The following is a 16,301-nucleotide window of genomic DNA, read 5'->3' on the forward strand; positions in this document are numbered from 1 at the left end:
TCTAGGGGATTCCCGTGATGCAATCGCCTCGCCGCTATCTTCGCCGGATGATCCTCTTCCTTGCCGCGGTGGCCGCCGCCGTGGCGCTGACCTTCCCGGTGCTGCACCGCGCCTTCATGGTCAACCCGGCGCTCAACGGGCTGATCTGCGGCGTCGTCTTCGTCGGCGTCACCTTCGCCATCCGCCAGGTTCTGGCGCTCGCGCCGGAACTGCGCTGGGCCGAATCCTTCCACCGGCAGAAGCCCGGCGCGGAGAGCCTGCCGGAGCCGCACCTCCTCGCCCCCGCGGCGCGGATGTTCGCCGACCGGCCGGAAGGCAAGCGCTTCTCCCTCTCGGCCCTGGCGACCCGCTCGGTCCTCGACAGCCTCTCCGACCGCCTGGAGGAGAGCCGCGACATCTCGCGCTACTTCACCGGGCTCACCATCTTCCTCGGCCTGCTCGGCACCTTCTGGGGACTGATGGAGACGGTGGCCACCATCGGCAACGTGATCTCCAACCTTCAGATCTCCGGCGGCGACATCACCCGCGTCTTCGCCGATCTGAAGCACGGACTGGAAGCGCCGCTCGCGGGCATGGGCACGGCGTTCTCCTCGTCGCTGCTCGGCCTCTCCGGCTCGCTGGTGATCGGCTTCCTCGACCTTCAGCTCGGCCAGGCGCAGAACTCCTTCTTCAACCAGATCGAGGACTGGCTCGCCGGGGTGACCCGGATGTCCTCCGGCGCCGGGCCGGTGGGCGACGGCGACGGCTCGGTGCCCGCCTACATCGGCGCGCTGCTGGAGCAGACCGCCGAAAGCCTCACCGAATTGCAGCGCCTGACCAGCCGTGGCGACGAAAGCTCGCTCGCGACGATGCGCGAAATCCGCGAACTGGCGCAGCGCCTCGACCTGCTGACCGAACACATGCACACCCAGCAGCAGGTGATGCTGAAACTCGCGGAGAACCAGTCCTCCCTGCTCGCCGGAGTGCACGCGCTCGCCAAGGCCGACAGCGGGCTGGACGCCGACACCCGCAGCGCGCTCAAGGCGCTGCCGCGCGCCATCGAGAACGGCCTCGCCGCGGTGCTCGACGAAATGACGCGCGGACGCTCCGAGATGTCCCGCGACATGCGCGGCGAGATCAAGGTGCTCGCCCGCACCATCGCCGCTGTCGCCGACGACGCCAAGCGCGGGCGCGGGTCATGAGCGTGCGCCGGGCCCGCCGGGCGCCGCCCGACATCTGGCCGGGCTTCGTGGACGCCCTTTCGACGCTTCTGATCGTCATCCTCTTCCTCCTGATGATCTTCGTTCTGGCGCAGTTCTTCCTCGGCCAGGCGCTGTCGGGGCGCGACGCCGCGCTCGACCGCCTGCAACGGCAGGTCGGCGAACTGGCCGAGTTGCTTTCCATCGAGCGCAAGTCCAACGCCGAGATGCGCCTCAACCTCACCCAGCTCTCCACCGAACTCGCCAACGCCAACGCCAAGGCGGAAAGCCTGGTGGTGGCCGGCGAGGAAACCCAGCGCCTTTCCGCCGACGTCGCCGCCCTGCAGGCGCTGAAGGAGGAACTGGAGGCGCGGATCAAAGAGATGGACGCGGCGCTCGGCGAAAAGGACGGCGCGCTCGCTGCGGAGCGCCGCCTGAGCGAAGAGGCGCGCGCCCAGACCGCGCTGTTGAACCAGCAGCTCGCCGCGCTGAAAACCGAGATGGCGCGGCTCAACGCGGCGCTCGACGCCTCGGAGAAGCTCGCCGAAGAGCAGAAGATCCAGATCGCCAACCTCGGGGCGCGGCTCAACCAGGCGCTCGCCAGCAAGGTGGCGGAGCTTGCGCGCTACCGTTCGGAATTCTTCGGCCGCCTGCGCGCCATTCTCGGCTCCCGCGCCGACGTGCGCATCCAGGGCGACCGCTTCGTCTTCCAGTCCGAAGTGCTGTTCGCCCAGGGTTCCGCCGATCTCGGCGACGACGGCAAGCGTCAGCTTGCGGGCCTCGCCACCACCCTGATCGAACTTTCCAGAGAAATCCCCAAGGACATCGACTGGATCCTCCGCGTCGATGGCCATACCGACAAGGTGCCGATCGCCACCGCGCAGTTCCGCTCCAACTGGGAGCTTTCGACCGCGCGTGCGATCTCGGTGGTGCGCTTCCTGATCGATGCGGGCCTTCCCGCCAACCGCCTGGTCGCCGCGGGTTTCGGCGAATACCAGCCGATCGATCCCGGCGGCTCCGAGGCGGCTCTCCGGCGCAACCGGCGCATCGAATTCAAGCTGACGCAACGATAGGTCTGGACACCCCGTCCGCTTTCTGGTACGGACTACGCCCTCATTCGGGAGCACGAAGACGATGAAAAAAGACATTCACCCGGCGTACCAGGACCTCAAGGTCATCATGACGGACGGGACCGAGTTCATGACCCGCTCCACCAAGGGCGGCCCCGACGCGGTGATGCGTCTGGACATCGACTCCAAGTCCCACCCGGCGTGGACCGGCGTCCATCGCCTGAACGAAAGCGGCGGTCAGCTCGCCAAGTTCAAGAAGCGGTTCGCGGGCTTCGGTCTGAAGTCCTGATCCGTTTCGTGACCGCATTTTGAAAACGATGCCGCCCCCCGCGGGCGGCATCGTTTTTTCTTGTCCCGGCGGACGGATTGTGAGGAACTGTCTTTAACCGTTTCGAGCGGGGCATCGTGTCGCGTGCGAAAGTCCCGCCCGGGTGTCGGGCGATGCGGACCAGCGGACGATGAGCGGCGCCAGCAAGATCACCACCTACGAGCTCTATACCCTGGAATCCTCCGGCTGGATTCTGCATGGCCGCTACACCAGCGCCGAGCTGGACGACGCGATGGACGACGCCAAGGCCATCGAGAAGAACCTCAGCCACGCCACCAAGCTGATCCGCGAGATCTATTACCCCGAGAGCAACCAGACCGACGAAGCGGTGGTGCGCATCAGCCCCAACCTCGCCGCCTACAAGCGCCGCCTGGCGCAGGCGCGCGGGCCGCGGACGGGCGGCGGCGGCGGGGCCGACATCCCCTTCGCCTGGACCGCCGATGCCGAAGAGGAAGCGGGAACCGCCAAGACCGTCGCCCGCATCACCATGATGGTGATCAGCGCGCTGCTCATCGCCGCGGGGGTCACCGGGGTGCTCTCCCTGCTGCTGCGCGCGCCGATGGTGGCGGCGCACCTCTCCCCCTCGACGCCGCCGCGCATCCTCTTCGGCGCCTTCATCGTGGTCTTCCTGCTCTCCGCGCTGCCCCTGGTCAGCCGCTACATCCCGGCGCTCACCGCGACCGCGGCCAAGGCCAAGGCCACCGGCAAGGCGAGCAAGCCCGCCTTCCTCGAGATGCCGGGCGGCGCGGCCGGAACGCCGGCCTCCGGCCCGGCGCTGTTTCAGAACGACCCGGGCCTGATGACGCAGCCGGCCAAGCCGGAAAAGAAGCCGGAGCCCGAGAAGACGCCGAAACCGGAACCGGAAAAGAAGCCGGAGCCGGAGAAGAAGCCGGAAAAGGAGGAGAAGAAACCGGAGAAGGAAGCGGAACCGCAGCCGGAAGCGGAGGAAGACGACGCGCAGGATGTGGAGGAGACCGCCCGCATCGAGCGCCAGAGGATGACGATGATGCGCTTCCTCACCGGCGCGATCACCGCGCTCAAGGACGCCTGCCCGCACCTCGACGCCTACAACAAGTTCGGCCTCAACCTGATCATGGCCGGGGTATGCTCCGCGCTCGGCCGCCGCGACAACCTCACCCCGGCGCAGGTGACGGCGATGATCCGCGAGGCGGTGTGCATGCTGGGCACCAAGCCGTCGCTCGCCAACGCCTTCTGCCGCAAGCTCGATGCCCACGTCGCCGACCCGCGCTACGCCATGATGTACCAGCACGGCGAGGCGGCGCTCGACGACTACCTCGACGGCAAGGGCGCGCCCTTCGACGATCTGCGCGAGGCGATGGCGGCGTGGAACCGCCCGGCGGACCGCATCTCCGGCACCAACATCCTCACCATCCTGTTCACCGACATGGTGGGCTCCACGCAGCTGACGCAGCACCGCGGCGACACCGCGGCGCAGGACTACGTGCGGGCGCACAACGTCATCGTGCGCGCCGCTCTCGCCGCCTATCAGGGGCTGGAGGTGAAGCACACCGGCGACGGCATCATGGCCTCGTTCGGCGCGCCGTCTCTGGCGATCGAATGCGCCGCGGCGATCCAGAAGGCGGTGCGCGCCTACAACGCGGACCACCCGGAGCAGACCTTCCTTTTGCGCATCGGCATCAACGCCGGCGAGCCGATCGTCGAGGACGACGATCTGTTCGGCGCTGCGGTGCAGCTCGCGGCGCGCATCTGCTCCGAGGCGGAGCCCGACCACGTGCTGATCTCCAACGTGGTGCGCGAACTGGTGGTTGGAAAGACCTATCCGATGCAGCGGCTGGAGCCGCGGCTCCTGCGCGGCGTGCAGGACCCGCAGACGCTGTTCGACGTCGCCTGGGCCTCCATGCCCGACCCGGAAGCCGCCCCGGCGGAAATGCCGGAAATGCCGGAAACGCCGGAAGCGCCGCCCGAGCAGGCGGCGGAAGCGCCGGAAGCGCCGCAAGCCCCCGCCGCAGAGGCCGCGCCCGCAGAACCCGCGCCGCCGGAAGAGTCCCCCCGCGCCGGGGCTTGACAGGCAAAAACCCCCCAACCCATATCATCCCTGCCGGCCGCCGATAAACGGGACCGGCGCTGCCGCGGGTGGCCCACGGGCGCCCGCACCATTCTGGAATCGCTCAATGGAGGATTGCCATGCGCACCTACGACCTTTCCCCCCTGCATCGTTTCACCGTCGGGTTCGATAACGTCAGCCGCCTGATGGATGCCGTCAGCCGCCTCGACGAAGGCGCGATGTCGTACCCGCCCTACAACATCGAACGCTTCGGCGAGGACCGCTACCGCATCTCCATGGCGGTGGCCGGTTTCTCCGAGGACGACCTCGACATCACGGCGAAGGACAACTCGCTCACGGTGACCGGCCGCAAGGCGGAGGAAACCGGCGAGGCCGACGGCGGAACCACCTTCCTGCACCGGGGCATCGCCGCGCGCGCCTTCGAGCGCCGCTTCGAGCTTGCCGCCCACATCAAGGTGACGGGCGCAAGCCTGGAGAACGGCCTTCTGCACATCGACCTGGAGCGCGAGGTGCCGGAAGAGCTGAAGCCGCGCAAGATCGCGATTTCCGCCGAAGGCGGCAAGACCGCGATCGGCGGCCCCAAGGCCGCCTGAGGCCCCGGCACCGCCGGAAAACCGGGGAGGCGCGGCCGCGAGGCTGCGCCTTTCTATCGCCCGAGGAGACCGGTCCCGTAGGAATTGTCGATGGCACAGAGCCAGTCTCCCTCCGGGGTCTTGCGGAATACGTAGGTGGCCCGCCGCAGGATGGACACCGCCTGCCCTTCCGCACCCTCGGTATCGAGCACGGTCTCCGCGAGGACGAGCGCGGTATCGCCGCCTTCCACCACTTCCATCTGCCGCTGCGACACCGTGAGACAATGGCCGAAATGCTGCGAAATGCCGATGAACGCCTTGAGAATCTGCGCCTTGCCCGTGGCGACGAGGCTCGGCGCCACGACCAGGGCCGCGTCGTCGGCATAAAAGTCCATCAAACCGTCGAAGTCCTCGGCGGAGATGGCGCGGTCCGCAGCGGCGATGACGTCGCATAAGGGGTGGGATGACATGCTCGGTCTCCTCTGCGCCGGGAGACGGGTGACGAAAAAACCCGCCTCGCGGCGGGTTGTCGTGTCGTATGGAAAAACGGACGCGCCTTACCCCACCGCCTCATGGCCGGAGATAATGAGCGACGATACGATGGCGAGAACGCGTTCCATGCGGAGAGAATGCCACGGGCGGCGGCTCCGCGCCAGTCTCCGGAGCCCCTCGCCTGTCGCAACCCTGTCATGCGCCGGACATCGTCCAGGCGCTGGGGTTCACATACCGCGTGAAGACGTCGCGCGACTGTTGCGGCATCGGCGCCGTACGCAGGGTCTGGCGGTCGATGAACACATGCACCCAATAGCCAACCGCCGACGGCGCTTCCTCCTCCTTGCGGAACAGGGCGAAGCCGAAGCGCGCGCTGGAGCCGCCCAGGCGCTCCACCCGCATGCCGCAGTCCACTGTGTGCAGCGGGTAGTTGAGCGGCTTGAGGAAGCGGCACATGTTTTCCGCGGCGAAGGCGGTCACCGTGCTCGATGGCGGGAACACGTCGTGGGCACGGAAGAAGTCCACCACCGCGATCTCGAAAAAGCGCATGAACTGCACGTTGTTGACGTGCCCCATCATGTCGAAGTCCGACCAGCGCAACGGAATCACCGTGTGGAAACCGTAATCCGCGCGCCGCTCTCCGGCGGCGGAAAACGGCGAGGCCGCGGCGTTCCATCCGTCGCCGCCTGCGGGCGCGGAGCTTCCGGCGGCAAGCGGCACGCCGCGCTCGGCGGGGTCCTTGCTCATACGCTCCCCCCTTCCCGCTTGAAGGAAAACAGCGCATCGGCGCCGGAGCGCACGCTCTTCTTCGCCGCGATCGCCGCGCGGGCGCGCGCGATCTCGCTTTCGAAGGTGGCGATCCACCGCTCCAATTCCTCTACCGACAGCGCCGCCAACTCTGCGGGCATTCCGGTTTCAAGCCGGGGCTTGTCATCCTCGTCGTCCATGTCGTATTCCCTATGCGAACGTCACGCCGTCGAATTTTTCCAGCATCGTAGCAGAGGGGGGTTTCGGCACGCCAGTTCCACGCCATCTTTCGTTATGGCGGTTCCGCATCACGACGCCCAGCAGGAGATTCTTCATGACCACGCAATTGCCTGACTTCATGACGTGCATCGAGATCAAGGAATTCGGCGGCCCGGAAGGCCTGGTCCCGACGCAGCGGCCGATGCCGTCGCCATGCGCGGGCGAGGTCCTGATCCGTGTGGCGGCCGCAGGCGTCAACCGCCCCGACATCGTGCAGCGCCAGGGCAACTATGCGCCGCCGCCCGGCGCCACCGACATCCCCGGCCTCGAAGTCGCGGGCGAAGTCGTGGCGGTGGGCGAAGGCGTCGCCGCGCCCAAGGTGGGCGACAATGTCTGCGCCCTTCTCTCCGGCGGCGGCTATGCCGACCACTGCGTCGCCAAGGCGGCGCTGTGCCTGCCCTTCCCCAAGGGCTTCGACGCGCTCACCGCCGCGGCGATCCCGGAGACCTTCTTCACCGTCTGGCACAACGTGTTCGAGCGCGGCGCGCTGGCGGCCGGGGAGAGCTTCCTCGTCCACGGCGGCACCGGCGGCATCGGCACCACCGCCATCCAGCTGGCCAAGGCGATGGGCGCACGGGTGTTCGCCACCGCGGGCAGCGCGGAAAAGGTGCAGGCGTGCGAGACCCTCGGCGCGGAGCGCGGCATCAACTACCGCGAAGAGGACTACGTGGAAGTCGTGCGCGAAATCACCGGCGGCAAGGGCGTCAACGTCATCCTCGACGTGGTGGGCGGCGACTACCTCAACCGCGACGTCAAGGCGATGGCGCCGAGCGGCCGCCACGTCAACATCGGCTTCCAGCAGGGTTCGAAGGTGGAATTCAACTTCATGCCGCTGATGCTCAAGCGCCTCACCTTCACCGGTTCGGTGCTGCGCTCCCAGCCCACCGAGGAGAAGGCGCGCATCGCCGCGGCCCTGCGCGCCAAGGTCTGGCCGCTGCTCGATGCCGGTGCATTGAAGCCGCTGATCTACAAAACTTTTTCTCTCAAGGATGCGGCTGCGGCGCATCAACTGATGGAATCTTCTCAGCATATCGGTAAAATCATGCTGGTTCCCTGAGAGGACCTGCCGCGACATTTTCCGTCCTGGACCCGCCGCCGCTCCGCACGAAAAAGCGGCGGGTCGGGGCCGCGACCGTAGCCAACAAGAACAAAGAGGAACGCCATGGCCCTGCCATTGATGCCGAAAGCCACCGCCGTATGGCTGGTCGATAACACCGCCCTGACCTTCCGACAGATCGCCGAGTTCTGCGGCATGCACGAATTGGAGATCCAGGCGATCGCCGACGGCAACGTGCAAAGCAGCATCGTCGGCCAGGATCCGATGGTCGCCGGACAACTCACGCGGGAAGAACTCGCCCGCTGCGAAGCCGACCCCACCGCGCGCCTGCAGGCGCGCGAAACCGACATCCCGACGCCGCAGTCGCGCGCCAAGGGCGCGCGCTACACCCCGGTCTCCAAGCGACAGGACCGTCCCGACGCCATATCCTGGCTCCTCAAGCACCACCCGGAGCTCTCCGACGCGCAGATCGTCTCCCTGATCGGCACCACCAAATCGACGATCACCGCGGTGCGCGACAAGACCCACTGGAACGCGGCGAACATCAAGGCGCGCAACCCGGTGACGCTCGGTCTGTGCAGCGAGGCGGATCTGGAAAAGGCGGTGGTGATCGCCCAGAGCCGCAGCGGCATCCCGCAAGTGCAACCTCCGCAGGAGCCTCATGAATAAGCCGCTCTCCATCGTCTTTCTGGTCTTCGACGGACTGACTCCTCTCGACTTCGTCGGTCCGTTCGAGGTGCTGTACCGCCTGCCGGGCGCGGTCACCCGCATCGTCTCCCTCGAGGGCGGCGCAATCGCCGCCGCGGGCGGACGCCTGCGCCTCTCCGCCGACGCGGCGATCGCCGAGGTGGAGGCCGCCGACATCCTGGTGGTGCCGGGTGGACCCGGAGCCCGCGAGATGATGAACGACCCCCGCATAACCGCCTGGGTGCGCGCCATCGCGGGCACCGCGCGGTGGGTCGCCTCGGTATGCACCGGCAGCCTCATCCTCGGCGGCGCGGGGCTGCTCAAGGGGGTGGACGCCACCACCCACTGGGCGGCGAAGGACCTGCTGGCGAAATGGGGAGCCAACCCGGTCAACGCCCGCATCGTGGAGCGCGGCCGCATCCTCACCGCCGCCGGGGTCTCCGCCGGCATCGACATGGCGCTGCTCTTGGCGGCGCGCCTTGCCGGGGACGAAGTGGCCAAGGCGATCCAGCTGCGCATCGAATACGACCCGCAGCCGCCCTTCGACTGCGGCTCGCCGGAGAAGGCGGGGCGCGAGATCATGCTGATCGCGCGCGATCTCACCGGTTGAACGGACAATCAAACGGCGCGTCCCGAGATCGGACGCGCCGTAAGCAGAAGATCAAGAAAAGAGAAATCGTGATATCGCGCGGGGGTTCAGTCTCGCACCGCGCGTTGGATTTCGTCCTTCACCAGTAATTTCTGTTTCTTCAGGTTGCTGATCGCATCGTCATCCGGATGCGGGCGGAGTTCTTCGTCGTGAATCGCGGCCTCAAGGGCAGTGTGCTTTTCTTTCAACGCCTCGATATGCGCGGTAGTGCTCATGGGCAACCTCCATGTACGCTCTTCCATAAGGATATATTTAGTGTAAGACTTCCCCCCCGGTTTCTCCAGATCAACGACTCCGGAAATGTAAATTTCCGGGATTGACAGCGGCGGAAAACCGCCATTTCCACGCAGCGGAGGCGCGCCCCATGACTCCCGCGATCATTGTCGGCATCTCCGGCGCGTCCGGCGCGATCTACGGCATCCGCATGCTCGCCGCGCTCAAGGAACTCGGCGTCACCCGCCATCTGGTGATGAGCCGCGCCGCCGAGATCACCCTGGCGCACGAGACCGACCTCAAGGTGCGCGACGTGCAGGCGATGGCGGATGCGGTCTACCGCCCGGAAGACATCGCCGCGCCGATCTCCAGCGGCTCCTTCCCCACCCTCGGCATGGTCGTCGCGCCGTGCTCGGTGGCCACCGTGGCGGCGATCGCCGCGGGCACCGCCGACAACCTGCTCACCCGCGCCGCCGACGTGACCCTGAAGGAACGCCGCCGCCTCGTCCTGATGGTGCGGGAAACCCCGCTGCATCTCGGACATTTGCGCGCCATGGCCACGGCCACCGAGATCGGCGCGATCGTCGCGCCGCCGGTGCCCGCCTTCTACCACCGCCCGCAAACCATCGAAGACATCGTGGACCACAGCGTCGGCCGCGTCCTCGACCTCTTCGGCCTGGACACCGGAAAGCTGAAACGCTGGGGCCGCGACGTCGGCCCGACGCCGTAGGCACCGGAAAAACCACAACTTCGTGGGGGACCTCAGGCCCCCCCACACCCCCCATAAGTTTTCCGCCGCGCAGCGGCCATCAGCCGTCACGCCACGTGATGGTTCTATGGCGCTACGCGCAAAAACCAAAAGTTATGGGAGGCGCGGAGGGTCCGCGACCCTCCGCAACGTTTTGGTTTTATCCCTTACAGGTCGCCCACGTAGGTGCCGAGCCCGCGCGCGGTATGGACCAGCGGGTCGCGCGGGTCGAGCTGGCGGGCGCCCATGGCCGCCACGTCGTCGATGTTCACGTCCATCACGCCGCGGTCGCGCCACACCACCATGCGGTTGAAGCGGCCGCGCGCCACCAGATCGACGGCGTGCACGCCGAAGGCCGAGGCCATCACCCGGTCGCTCGCCGAGGGGGTGCCGCCGCGCTGCACGTGGCCGAGCACGGTGACGCGGGTTTCCACCTCCATGCGGCTGTTGAGCTGCTCGCTGAGGTAATGGCCGATACCGCCATAGCGCCTCTGGCCGTCGGACATCTTCATCGTCGCCGAATTGCCGTCTTCCATCTTCACGCCTTCGGCCACCACCACCAGGGCGTGGCGGCGGCCCTCGTCGTGCACCTGCTTGAGCTTCTCCACCACCGCCTCGAGGGTATAGGGAATCTCCGGCAGGAGGATCACGTCCGCGCCGCCCGCGATGCCGGAGTGGAGCGCGATGTGCCCGGCGTCGCGTCCCATCATCTCGCAGATCATCACCCGGTGGTGGGAGGCCGCGGTGGGTTGCAGGTGGTCCAGCGCATCGACGCAGACGCGGATCGCGCTGTTGAAACCGACCGCAGATTCGGTGAACGGCACGTCGTTGTCGATGGTCTTGGGGATGCCGACCATCGGGATGTCGCCCTTGCGGCAGAGCCGCCGCAGGATCGCCTGGCTGCCGTCTCCGCCGATGACGACGAGGGCGTCGAGGCCGAGTTCATGCACCCCGTCCACGAAGTCCTGGGAGCGGTCCTTGATGGTGCCGTCAGGCATCGGGAAAGCGAAGGGATCGCCCTTGTTGGTGGTGCCTAGCATGGTGCCGCCCATGCGCAGCACCATGCCGGAGAACACCTCGAGGTCGAGTTTCTGGTACTGCAGCGGGCGGCTCATCAAACCGAGGCTGCCGTCGGAAATCCCCAGCACCTCCATGCCGTAGGCGCGTACCGCACGCGCCACCACGGCGCGGATCACCGCGTTCAGCCCGGCGCAATCGCCGCCGCTGGTCAAGACTCCGATACGCTTAACGACTGACTTCGGCATGTGTATCCCTCATCGCTCGATTGACCGCGGTAAACGGCGTTTTTCATCGGTTCCGGGTCTCCGCAGCGTACCCCTGCGCCGGAAATTCTGCTATTCTAAGCATCCTAGTACATATTGCCGATATGGGGATTATGAACCTTTCGGAAGAAGATATCTGCCGCCACCTCGAAGCGTTGCGACTGGAGCATCGTGACCTCGACGATGTCATCGCGCGTCTGGATGCCGAAACCGTGGCCAACCAGTTGCAGATCCAGCGCCTGAAAAAGCGCAAGCTGGTTCTGAAGGACGAGATCGTCCGGCTGGAAGCCCAGATGTATCCGGACATCATCGCCTAAGGGGGAAGGCTTCGGGGTGGCGGCGGCGGCCCTCGCGGAGAGGGAACGCATCTTGCAGCGCCGGCGGGCGCGGCAAGGTGAGAGGGTTGGGTGCGGTCCGCCCCGCAGGAAGCAGTTTCGTCCGGCCGGGATATGCACTACACTCCCACCGCCCGCAGATGCGGGCGGTTTCATTCTTGAGGGAACCTCGCGTCATGACTCACCCCCTGGTCGGCATCATCATGGGCAGCCAGTCCGACTGGGAGACCATGCGCCACGCCGCCGAAACCCTGGAAGCGCTCGGCGTCGCCTGCGAAAGCCGCATCGTCTCCGCCCACCGCACCCCGGACCGCATGGCCGACTACGCCAAAGGGGCGCGGCAGCGCGGCCTCAAGGTGATCATCGCGGGCGCGGGCGGCGCGGCGCACCTGCCGGGCATGACCGCGGCGATGACCTCGCTGCCGGTGCTCGGCGTGCCGGTGCAGAGCCACGCGCTCCATGGCCTCGACAGCCTGCTCTCGATCGTGCAGATGCCGGGCGGCGTGCCGGTGGGCACGCTCGCCATCGGCAAGGCGGGGGCGATCAACGCGGCGCTTCTCGCCGCCGCCATCCTCGGGCTGTCCGACCCGGCCATCGCCGCGGCGCTCGATGCCTGGCGCGCGCGCCAGACCGATGCGGTCGCGGTCGTCCCGGTCGATCCGGCCCCCTGAGCATCAGGACGGTTTTCACCATGACGCAGACCTCCTCCCCGGCGATCGCGCCGGGATCGACGATCGGGATTCTCGGCGGCGGCCAGTTGGGCCGGATGACCGCGCTCGCCGCCGCAAGGCTCGGCTACCGCTGCCACGTCTACTGCCCCGAGGCGGGCTCCCCCGCCTTCGCCGTGGCCGCGGCGGTGACGCAAGCGCCCTACGACGACGCGGCGGCGCTCGACGCCTTCGCCGCGGCGGTGGATGTGGTCACCTTCGAGTTCGAGAACATTCCGGCGGCGAGCGTCGAACGCCTTGCCGCGCGCACCGTCGTGCGGCCCTCCTGGAAGGTGCTGGAAACCGCCCAGGACCGTGCCCTGGAAAAGGCCTTCTTCTCCGGCATCGGCGCCCCCACCGCGCCGTGGAAGCCGGTGGACGGCCTGCCCCAGCTCACCGAGGCGATCGCCGCGCTCGGCGTGCCCTGCATTCTCAAGACGCGGCGGCTCGGCTATGACGGCAAGGGCCAGGCGCGCATCAACCACCCCGGAGAGGCCGCCGCCGCCTGGGCCGCCATCGCCGGCGCGCCCGCCATCCTGGAAGGCTACGTCGCCTTCTCGCGCGAAATCTCGGCGATCGTCGCGCGCTCGCCGCGCGGCGAGGTCAACACCTTCGACATCGCCGAGAACGTCCACGTCGATCACATTCTCGATACCACCCGCATCCCCGCCCAGATCACCCCGGAGCAGGCGGAGCGCGCCGCCGCCATCGCCCACCACGCGGCGGTGAGCCTCGACCTGCAGGGCCTTCTGGCGATCGAGATGTTCGTCGCCGACGACGGCCGCATCCTGGTCAACGAAATGGCGCCGCGCCCCCACAATTCCGGACACTGGACGATCGACGCCTGCATCACCGACCAGTTCGAACAGTTCGTCCGCGCGGTGTGCAACCTGCGCCTCGGCTCCACCGAGCGCCACTCCAACGCCGAGATGAAAAACCTCCTCGGACGCAGCATCGAGAACTGGGATTCGATCCTTTCCGACCCCAAGGCGAAGCTGCATCTCTACGGTAAAACCGAGGCCCGAGAAGGCCGTAAGATGGGCCACGTCACACGCGTGTTTCCGCGCTGGAAAAACGATGGCAAATAGGGCTATAACTGCCGAGCCGTTCCGCCGTCCGATCTCCGAAGGACGCTGCAAAGGAACCGACAGGACAGGCCGAGGTCATTGGATTTTCTCCTCAATTCCCTGAACATGTCGCTGGAAGAGTTGCTGCAATCCTGGGGATATGTGGCAATTCTGATCGGCACTTTCCTGGAAGGCGAAACCATCGTCATTTTCGCCGGCGTGTTCGCGTCTCAGGGCATGATGTCGCTGCCCCTGGTGTTCGCCACCGCCCTCGGCGGCACCTTTTTCGGCGACCAGGTGTACTTCACCATCGGCAAGCGCTGGGGCTCGCGCCTGCTCTATTCCCGCCCCAGCCTGAAGCGCAAGACCCGCTCGGTGTTCCGCCTGCTCAAGAAGTACGAAACCGGCTTCATCCTCAGCTTCCGCTTCATCTACGGCCTGCGCAACGTCAGCCCCTTCGTCATCGGGATGAACGGCATCGGCCACCCGCGGTTCGCCTTTCTCAACTTCATCGCCGCCTTCGCCTGGGCGACGATCTTCGCGGGCGGCGGCTACATGCTGGGCAAGACGCTCGAAACCTTCATCGGCAAGCTGCACGGCATGATCCTGCTGATCATCCTCGGCGTCGTCGTGCTCATCAGCGCCGTCAGCATTCTGGTGAACCGCCTGCGCGGCAACCGCGACCCGCGCATCCAGCGGCTGCGGCGCATGCAGGCCTACCGTCAGGAGGCGCGCGCCAAGGCCGCCGCCGCCATGGCGGAAAAATGAAGCGCAGAAGCGCGCTTGACACCGCACGGGCGGCCAATTACGACTTCACAACCACGACCCGATATGATACCAAGTGCGCCCGGACCCTGAGAGTGGTCCGCACGCGTTGAGTTTTCCGGCGGGAGCCGGGGATGCATTGGTGATGACACGGCAGGCCCGCGGCCATATCCGCCGCGCCGCCCCAAACGGAGGATAGTCAGATAGTTCACGTTCTCGTTCGCGACAACAACGTCGATCAGGCCCTCAAGGCGCTCAAGAAGAAGATGCAGCGCGAGGGTGTTTTCCGCGAGATGAAACTGCGCCGGAACTTCGAGAAGCCGTCGGAGCGCAAGGCCCGCGAAACCGCCGAGGCGGTGCGCCGCGCCCGCAAGCTGGAGCGCAAGCGCCTGGAGCGTGAAGGCTTCTAGTCGAGCCTTCTTCCCGCTTCTCACCAATGCATGCAGCCCGACCTCCCGGTCGGGCTCGATTTTTTGGGGATCACCGGAAAAACCAGGCCAGGGGCGCGGCCCCTGGACCCCGCTGGGGTCGCAGACCCCAGACCCCATAACCTTGTTTTCGCCGCGCAGCGGCAATCAACCGCCACGCCGCGTGATGGTCTTATGGCGCTGCGCGCAAAAAACCAAGTTGGGGGAGGTGTGGAGGGTCCGAGACCCTCCACAAGGTTTTTGTTCTCAGCCAAGCGCCTGGACGATTTCCTCGGTCATCTTCTTGGCGTCGCCGAACAGCATCATGGTGTTGTCGGCGAAGAACAGCGGGTTCTCGACGCCCGCGTAGCCCGAGGCCATGGAGCGCTTGACGAACAGCACGGTCTTGGCCTTTTCCACGTCGAGCACCGGCATGCCGTAGATCGGGCTCGACGGGTCGGTTTTCGCCGCCGGGTTGGTCACGTCGTTGGCGCCGATCACGTAGGCCACGTCCGCGGTGGAGAACTCGTGATTGATTGAGTCGAGTTCGAACACCTCGTCGTAGGGCACGTTGGCCTCGGCGAGCAGCACGTTCATGTGCCCCGGCATGCGGCCCGCCACCGGGTGGATGGCGTAGCTCACCGTGACGCCTTCCTTCTTCAGGGTATCGGCCATCTCGCGCAGGGCGTGCTGCGCCTGCGCCACCGCCATGCCGTAGCCCGGCACGATGATGACCTTGGAGGCGTTCTTCATGATGAAGGCCGCATCGTCGGCGGAGCCCGACTTCACGGTGCGGTCGCCGGTGTCCACACCGGCCGCGGCCGCGGAGGAATCGGCGCCGAAGCCGCCGAGGATGACGTTGAAGAACGAGCGGTTCATCCCCTTGCACATGATGTAGGAGAGGATCGCGCCCGAGGCGCCGACCAGCGCACCGGTAATGATCAGCAGGCTGTTGGCCAGGGTGAAGCCGATGCCTGCCGCCGCCCAGCCCGAGTACGAGTTGAGCATGGAGATGACCACCGGCATGTCGGCGCCGCCGATCGGGATGATCAACAGGAAGCCGAGCGCGAAGGACAGCGCCATCATCAGGAAGAACAGGGGCGCGCTCTCGCTGAGCGCAAAGGCGACGATCAGCACCACCATGCCGATGCCCAGCGCCAGGTTGAGCAGGTGCTGGCCCTTGAAGGTCACCGGCTTGCCGGAGATCAGGCCCTGCAACTTGGCGAAGGCGATGACCGAACCGGAAAAGGTGATCGCGCCGACCGCAGTGCCGAGCGACATCTCCACCAGGGAGCCGGTGTGGATGTGGCCTGCGGTGCCGATGCCGTAGGACTCCGGCGCGAGAAAGGCCGCGGTGGCGACGAACACCGCAGCCAGGCCGACCAGGCTATGAAAGGCGGCCACCAGCTGCGGCAGGGCGGTCATCTTGATCTTCTTGGCGATCACCGCGCCCGCGGCGCCGCCGATGACGATGCCGAGGATGATCCAGACGTAGTTCACCACCACCGGCGAGGCCAGCGTGGTGAGAATGGCGATCGCCATGCCGGCGATGCCGTAGGTGTTGCCCATGCGCGCCGACTCGGGCGAAGACAGCCCCTTCAGCGCCATGATGAAACAGATGCCCGCGACGATATAGGCGAGCATGGTCAAGCTTTCCGCATGCATCGGTC

At 66.7% G+C, this 16,301-nt stretch carries 20 protein-coding genes; 14 read left to right on the forward strand and 6 right to left on the reverse strand.

From position 1 onward, the window contains the following. Nucleotides 1-17 precede the first annotated feature (17 nt). From O7R11_RS09050 to O7R11_RS09070, 5 genes are all read left to right on the forward strand, one after another. Nucleotides 18-1,181, forward strand: a complete 1,164-nt coding sequence (locus tag O7R11_RS09050; RefSeq protein ID WP_337997184.1) for a flagellar motor protein MotA — start codon at nt 18-20, stop codon at nt 1,179-1,181. Then, a complete protein-coding gene (locus O7R11_RS09055) occupies nt 1,178-2,251 on the forward strand; it encodes a peptidoglycan -binding protein (RefSeq protein ID WP_337997185.1) in 1,074 nt (357 codons plus the stop codon). Before O7R11_RS09050 ends, O7R11_RS09055 begins: the two co-directional genes overlap by 4 nt. A 61-nt stretch (nt 2,252-2,312) precedes the next feature. Further along, complete coding sequence (gene rpmE / locus O7R11_RS09060; protein ID WP_337997186.1) at nt 2,313-2,537, forward strand: 50S ribosomal protein L31; 225 nt, start codon at nt 2,313-2,315, stop codon at nt 2,535-2,537. 169 nt (nt 2,538-2,706) lie between these two features. Next, nucleotides 2,707-4,623, forward strand: coding sequence for an adenylate/guanylate cyclase domain-containing protein (locus O7R11_RS09065; protein WP_337997187.1), 1,917 nt, complete (start codon nt 2,707-2,709; stop codon nt 4,621-4,623). A gap of 119 nt (nt 4,624-4,742) precedes the next feature. After that, complete coding sequence (locus tag O7R11_RS09070) at nt 4,743-5,216, forward strand: Hsp20 family protein (RefSeq protein ID WP_337997188.1); 474 nt, start codon at nt 4,743-4,745, stop codon at nt 5,214-5,216. 53 nt (nt 5,217-5,269) lie between these two features. Here O7R11_RS09070 and O7R11_RS09075 read toward each other — a convergent pair whose 3' ends face one another. The 3 genes from O7R11_RS09075 to O7R11_RS09085 all read right to left on the reverse strand — a co-directional run bounded on the left by O7R11_RS09075 (nt 5,270) and on the right by O7R11_RS09085 (nt 6,634). Beyond that, complete coding sequence (locus O7R11_RS09075) at nt 5,270-5,665, reverse strand: YybH family protein (protein WP_337997189.1); 396 nt, start codon at nt 5,663-5,665, stop codon at nt 5,270-5,272. 217 nt (nt 5,666-5,882) lie between these two features. Continuing rightward, on the reverse strand, nt 5,883-6,434 hold the full coding sequence (locus tag O7R11_RS09080) for an acyl-CoA thioesterase (RefSeq protein WP_337997190.1): 552 nt from the start codon (nt 6,432-6,434) through the stop codon (nt 5,883-5,885). Continuing rightward, nucleotides 6,431-6,634, reverse strand: coding sequence for a DUF1192 family protein (locus tag O7R11_RS09085; protein ID WP_337997191.1), 204 nt, complete (start codon nt 6,632-6,634; stop codon nt 6,431-6,433). Before O7R11_RS09085 ends, O7R11_RS09080 begins: the two co-directional genes overlap by 4 nt. 134 nt (nt 6,635-6,768) lie before the next feature. On the opposite strand from O7R11_RS09085, the gene O7R11_RS09090 reads away from it, so the two are divergent. The 3 genes from O7R11_RS09090 to O7R11_RS09100 all read left to right on the forward strand — a co-directional run bounded on the left by O7R11_RS09090 (nt 6,769) and on the right by O7R11_RS09100 (nt 9,067). Next, nucleotides 6,769-7,770: an NAD(P)H-quinone oxidoreductase gene (locus O7R11_RS09090; protein ID WP_337997192.1), complete on the forward strand. Its 1,002-nt coding sequence runs from the start codon at nt 6,769-6,771 to the stop codon at nt 7,768-7,770. Between the two features lie 105 nt (nt 7,771-7,875). Beyond that, nucleotides 7,876-8,439 (forward strand): DUF1013 domain-containing protein, encoded by a 564-nt coding sequence (locus O7R11_RS09095; RefSeq protein WP_337997193.1) that lies wholly within the window; start codon nt 7,876-7,878, stop codon nt 8,437-8,439. Beyond that, the gene (locus O7R11_RS09100; RefSeq protein ID WP_337997194.1) at nt 8,432-9,067 is read left to right on the forward strand and encodes a DJ-1/PfpI family protein; all 636 of its coding nucleotides are present in this window, start codon (nt 8,432-8,434) and stop codon (nt 9,065-9,067) included. Before O7R11_RS09095 ends, O7R11_RS09100 begins: the two co-directional genes overlap by 8 nt. An 86-nt stretch (nt 9,068-9,153) precedes the next feature. On the opposite strand, the gene O7R11_RS09105 is transcribed toward O7R11_RS09100, so the two are convergent. Further along, entirely contained in the window at nt 9,154-9,321 is a 168-nt protein-coding gene (locus tag O7R11_RS09105) for a YdcH family protein (RefSeq protein ID WP_337997195.1), read from the reverse strand. A gap of 149 nt (nt 9,322-9,470) precedes the next feature. On the opposite strand from O7R11_RS09105, the gene O7R11_RS09110 reads away from it, so the two are divergent. Continuing rightward, nucleotides 9,471-10,049 (forward strand): UbiX family flavin prenyltransferase, encoded by a 579-nt coding sequence (locus O7R11_RS09110; protein WP_337997196.1) that lies wholly within the window; start codon nt 9,471-9,473, stop codon nt 10,047-10,049. A gap of 185 nt (nt 10,050-10,234) precedes the next feature. Here the strand turns inward: O7R11_RS09110 and O7R11_RS09115 are convergent, their stop codons facing one another. Then, nucleotides 10,235-11,332: an ATP-dependent 6-phosphofructokinase gene (locus O7R11_RS09115; RefSeq protein WP_337997197.1), complete on the reverse strand. Its 1,098-nt coding sequence runs from the start codon at nt 11,330-11,332 to the stop codon at nt 10,235-10,237. Nucleotides 11,333-11,463: 131 nt separating this feature from the next. Between O7R11_RS09115 and O7R11_RS09120 the strand changes: the two genes are divergently transcribed. The 5 genes from O7R11_RS09120 (at nt 11,464) to rpsU (ending at nt 14,634) form a co-directional block, all read left to right on the forward strand. Then, complete coding sequence (locus O7R11_RS09120; protein WP_337997198.1) at nt 11,464-11,667, forward strand: YdcH family protein; 204 nt, start codon at nt 11,464-11,466, stop codon at nt 11,665-11,667. 194 nt (nt 11,668-11,861) lie between these two features. Continuing rightward, on the forward strand, nt 11,862-12,356 hold the full coding sequence (purE, locus tag O7R11_RS09125; RefSeq protein ID WP_337997199.1) for a 5-(carboxyamino)imidazole ribonucleotide mutase: 495 nt from the start codon (nt 11,862-11,864) through the stop codon (nt 12,354-12,356). A 20-nt stretch (nt 12,357-12,376) separates the two neighbouring features. Then, nucleotides 12,377-13,480 carry a 5-(carboxyamino)imidazole ribonucleotide synthase gene (locus O7R11_RS09130; RefSeq protein ID WP_337997200.1) on the forward strand — a complete coding sequence of 368 codons (1,104 nt, stop codon included), beginning with the start codon at nt 12,377-12,379 and terminating at the stop codon, nt 13,478-13,480. A gap of 78 nt (nt 13,481-13,558) precedes the next feature. Further along, entirely contained in the window at nt 13,559-14,227 is a 669-nt protein-coding gene (locus tag O7R11_RS09135; RefSeq protein ID WP_337997201.1) for a DedA family protein, read from the forward strand. Nucleotides 14,228-14,427: 200 nt separating this feature from the next. Continuing rightward, nucleotides 14,428-14,634 (forward strand): 30S ribosomal protein S21, encoded by a 207-nt coding sequence (rpsU, locus tag O7R11_RS09140; protein ID WP_337997331.1) that lies wholly within the window; start codon nt 14,428-14,430, stop codon nt 14,632-14,634. A 264-nt stretch (nt 14,635-14,898) separates the two neighbouring features. Here the strand turns inward: rpsU and O7R11_RS09145 are convergent, their stop codons facing one another. Further along, nucleotides 14,899-16,296: an NAD(P)(+) transhydrogenase (Re/Si-specific) subunit beta gene (locus tag O7R11_RS09145; RefSeq protein WP_337997202.1), complete on the reverse strand. Its 1,398-nt coding sequence runs from the start codon at nt 16,294-16,296 to the stop codon at nt 14,899-14,901. Between the last annotated feature and the right edge of the window lie 5 nt (nt 16,297-16,301).

The organism is Oleispirillum naphthae (assembly GCA_027864655.1).
Lineage (GTDB): Bacteria > Pseudomonadota > Alphaproteobacteria > Rhodospirillales > Rhodospirillaceae > Oleispirillum > Oleispirillum naphthae.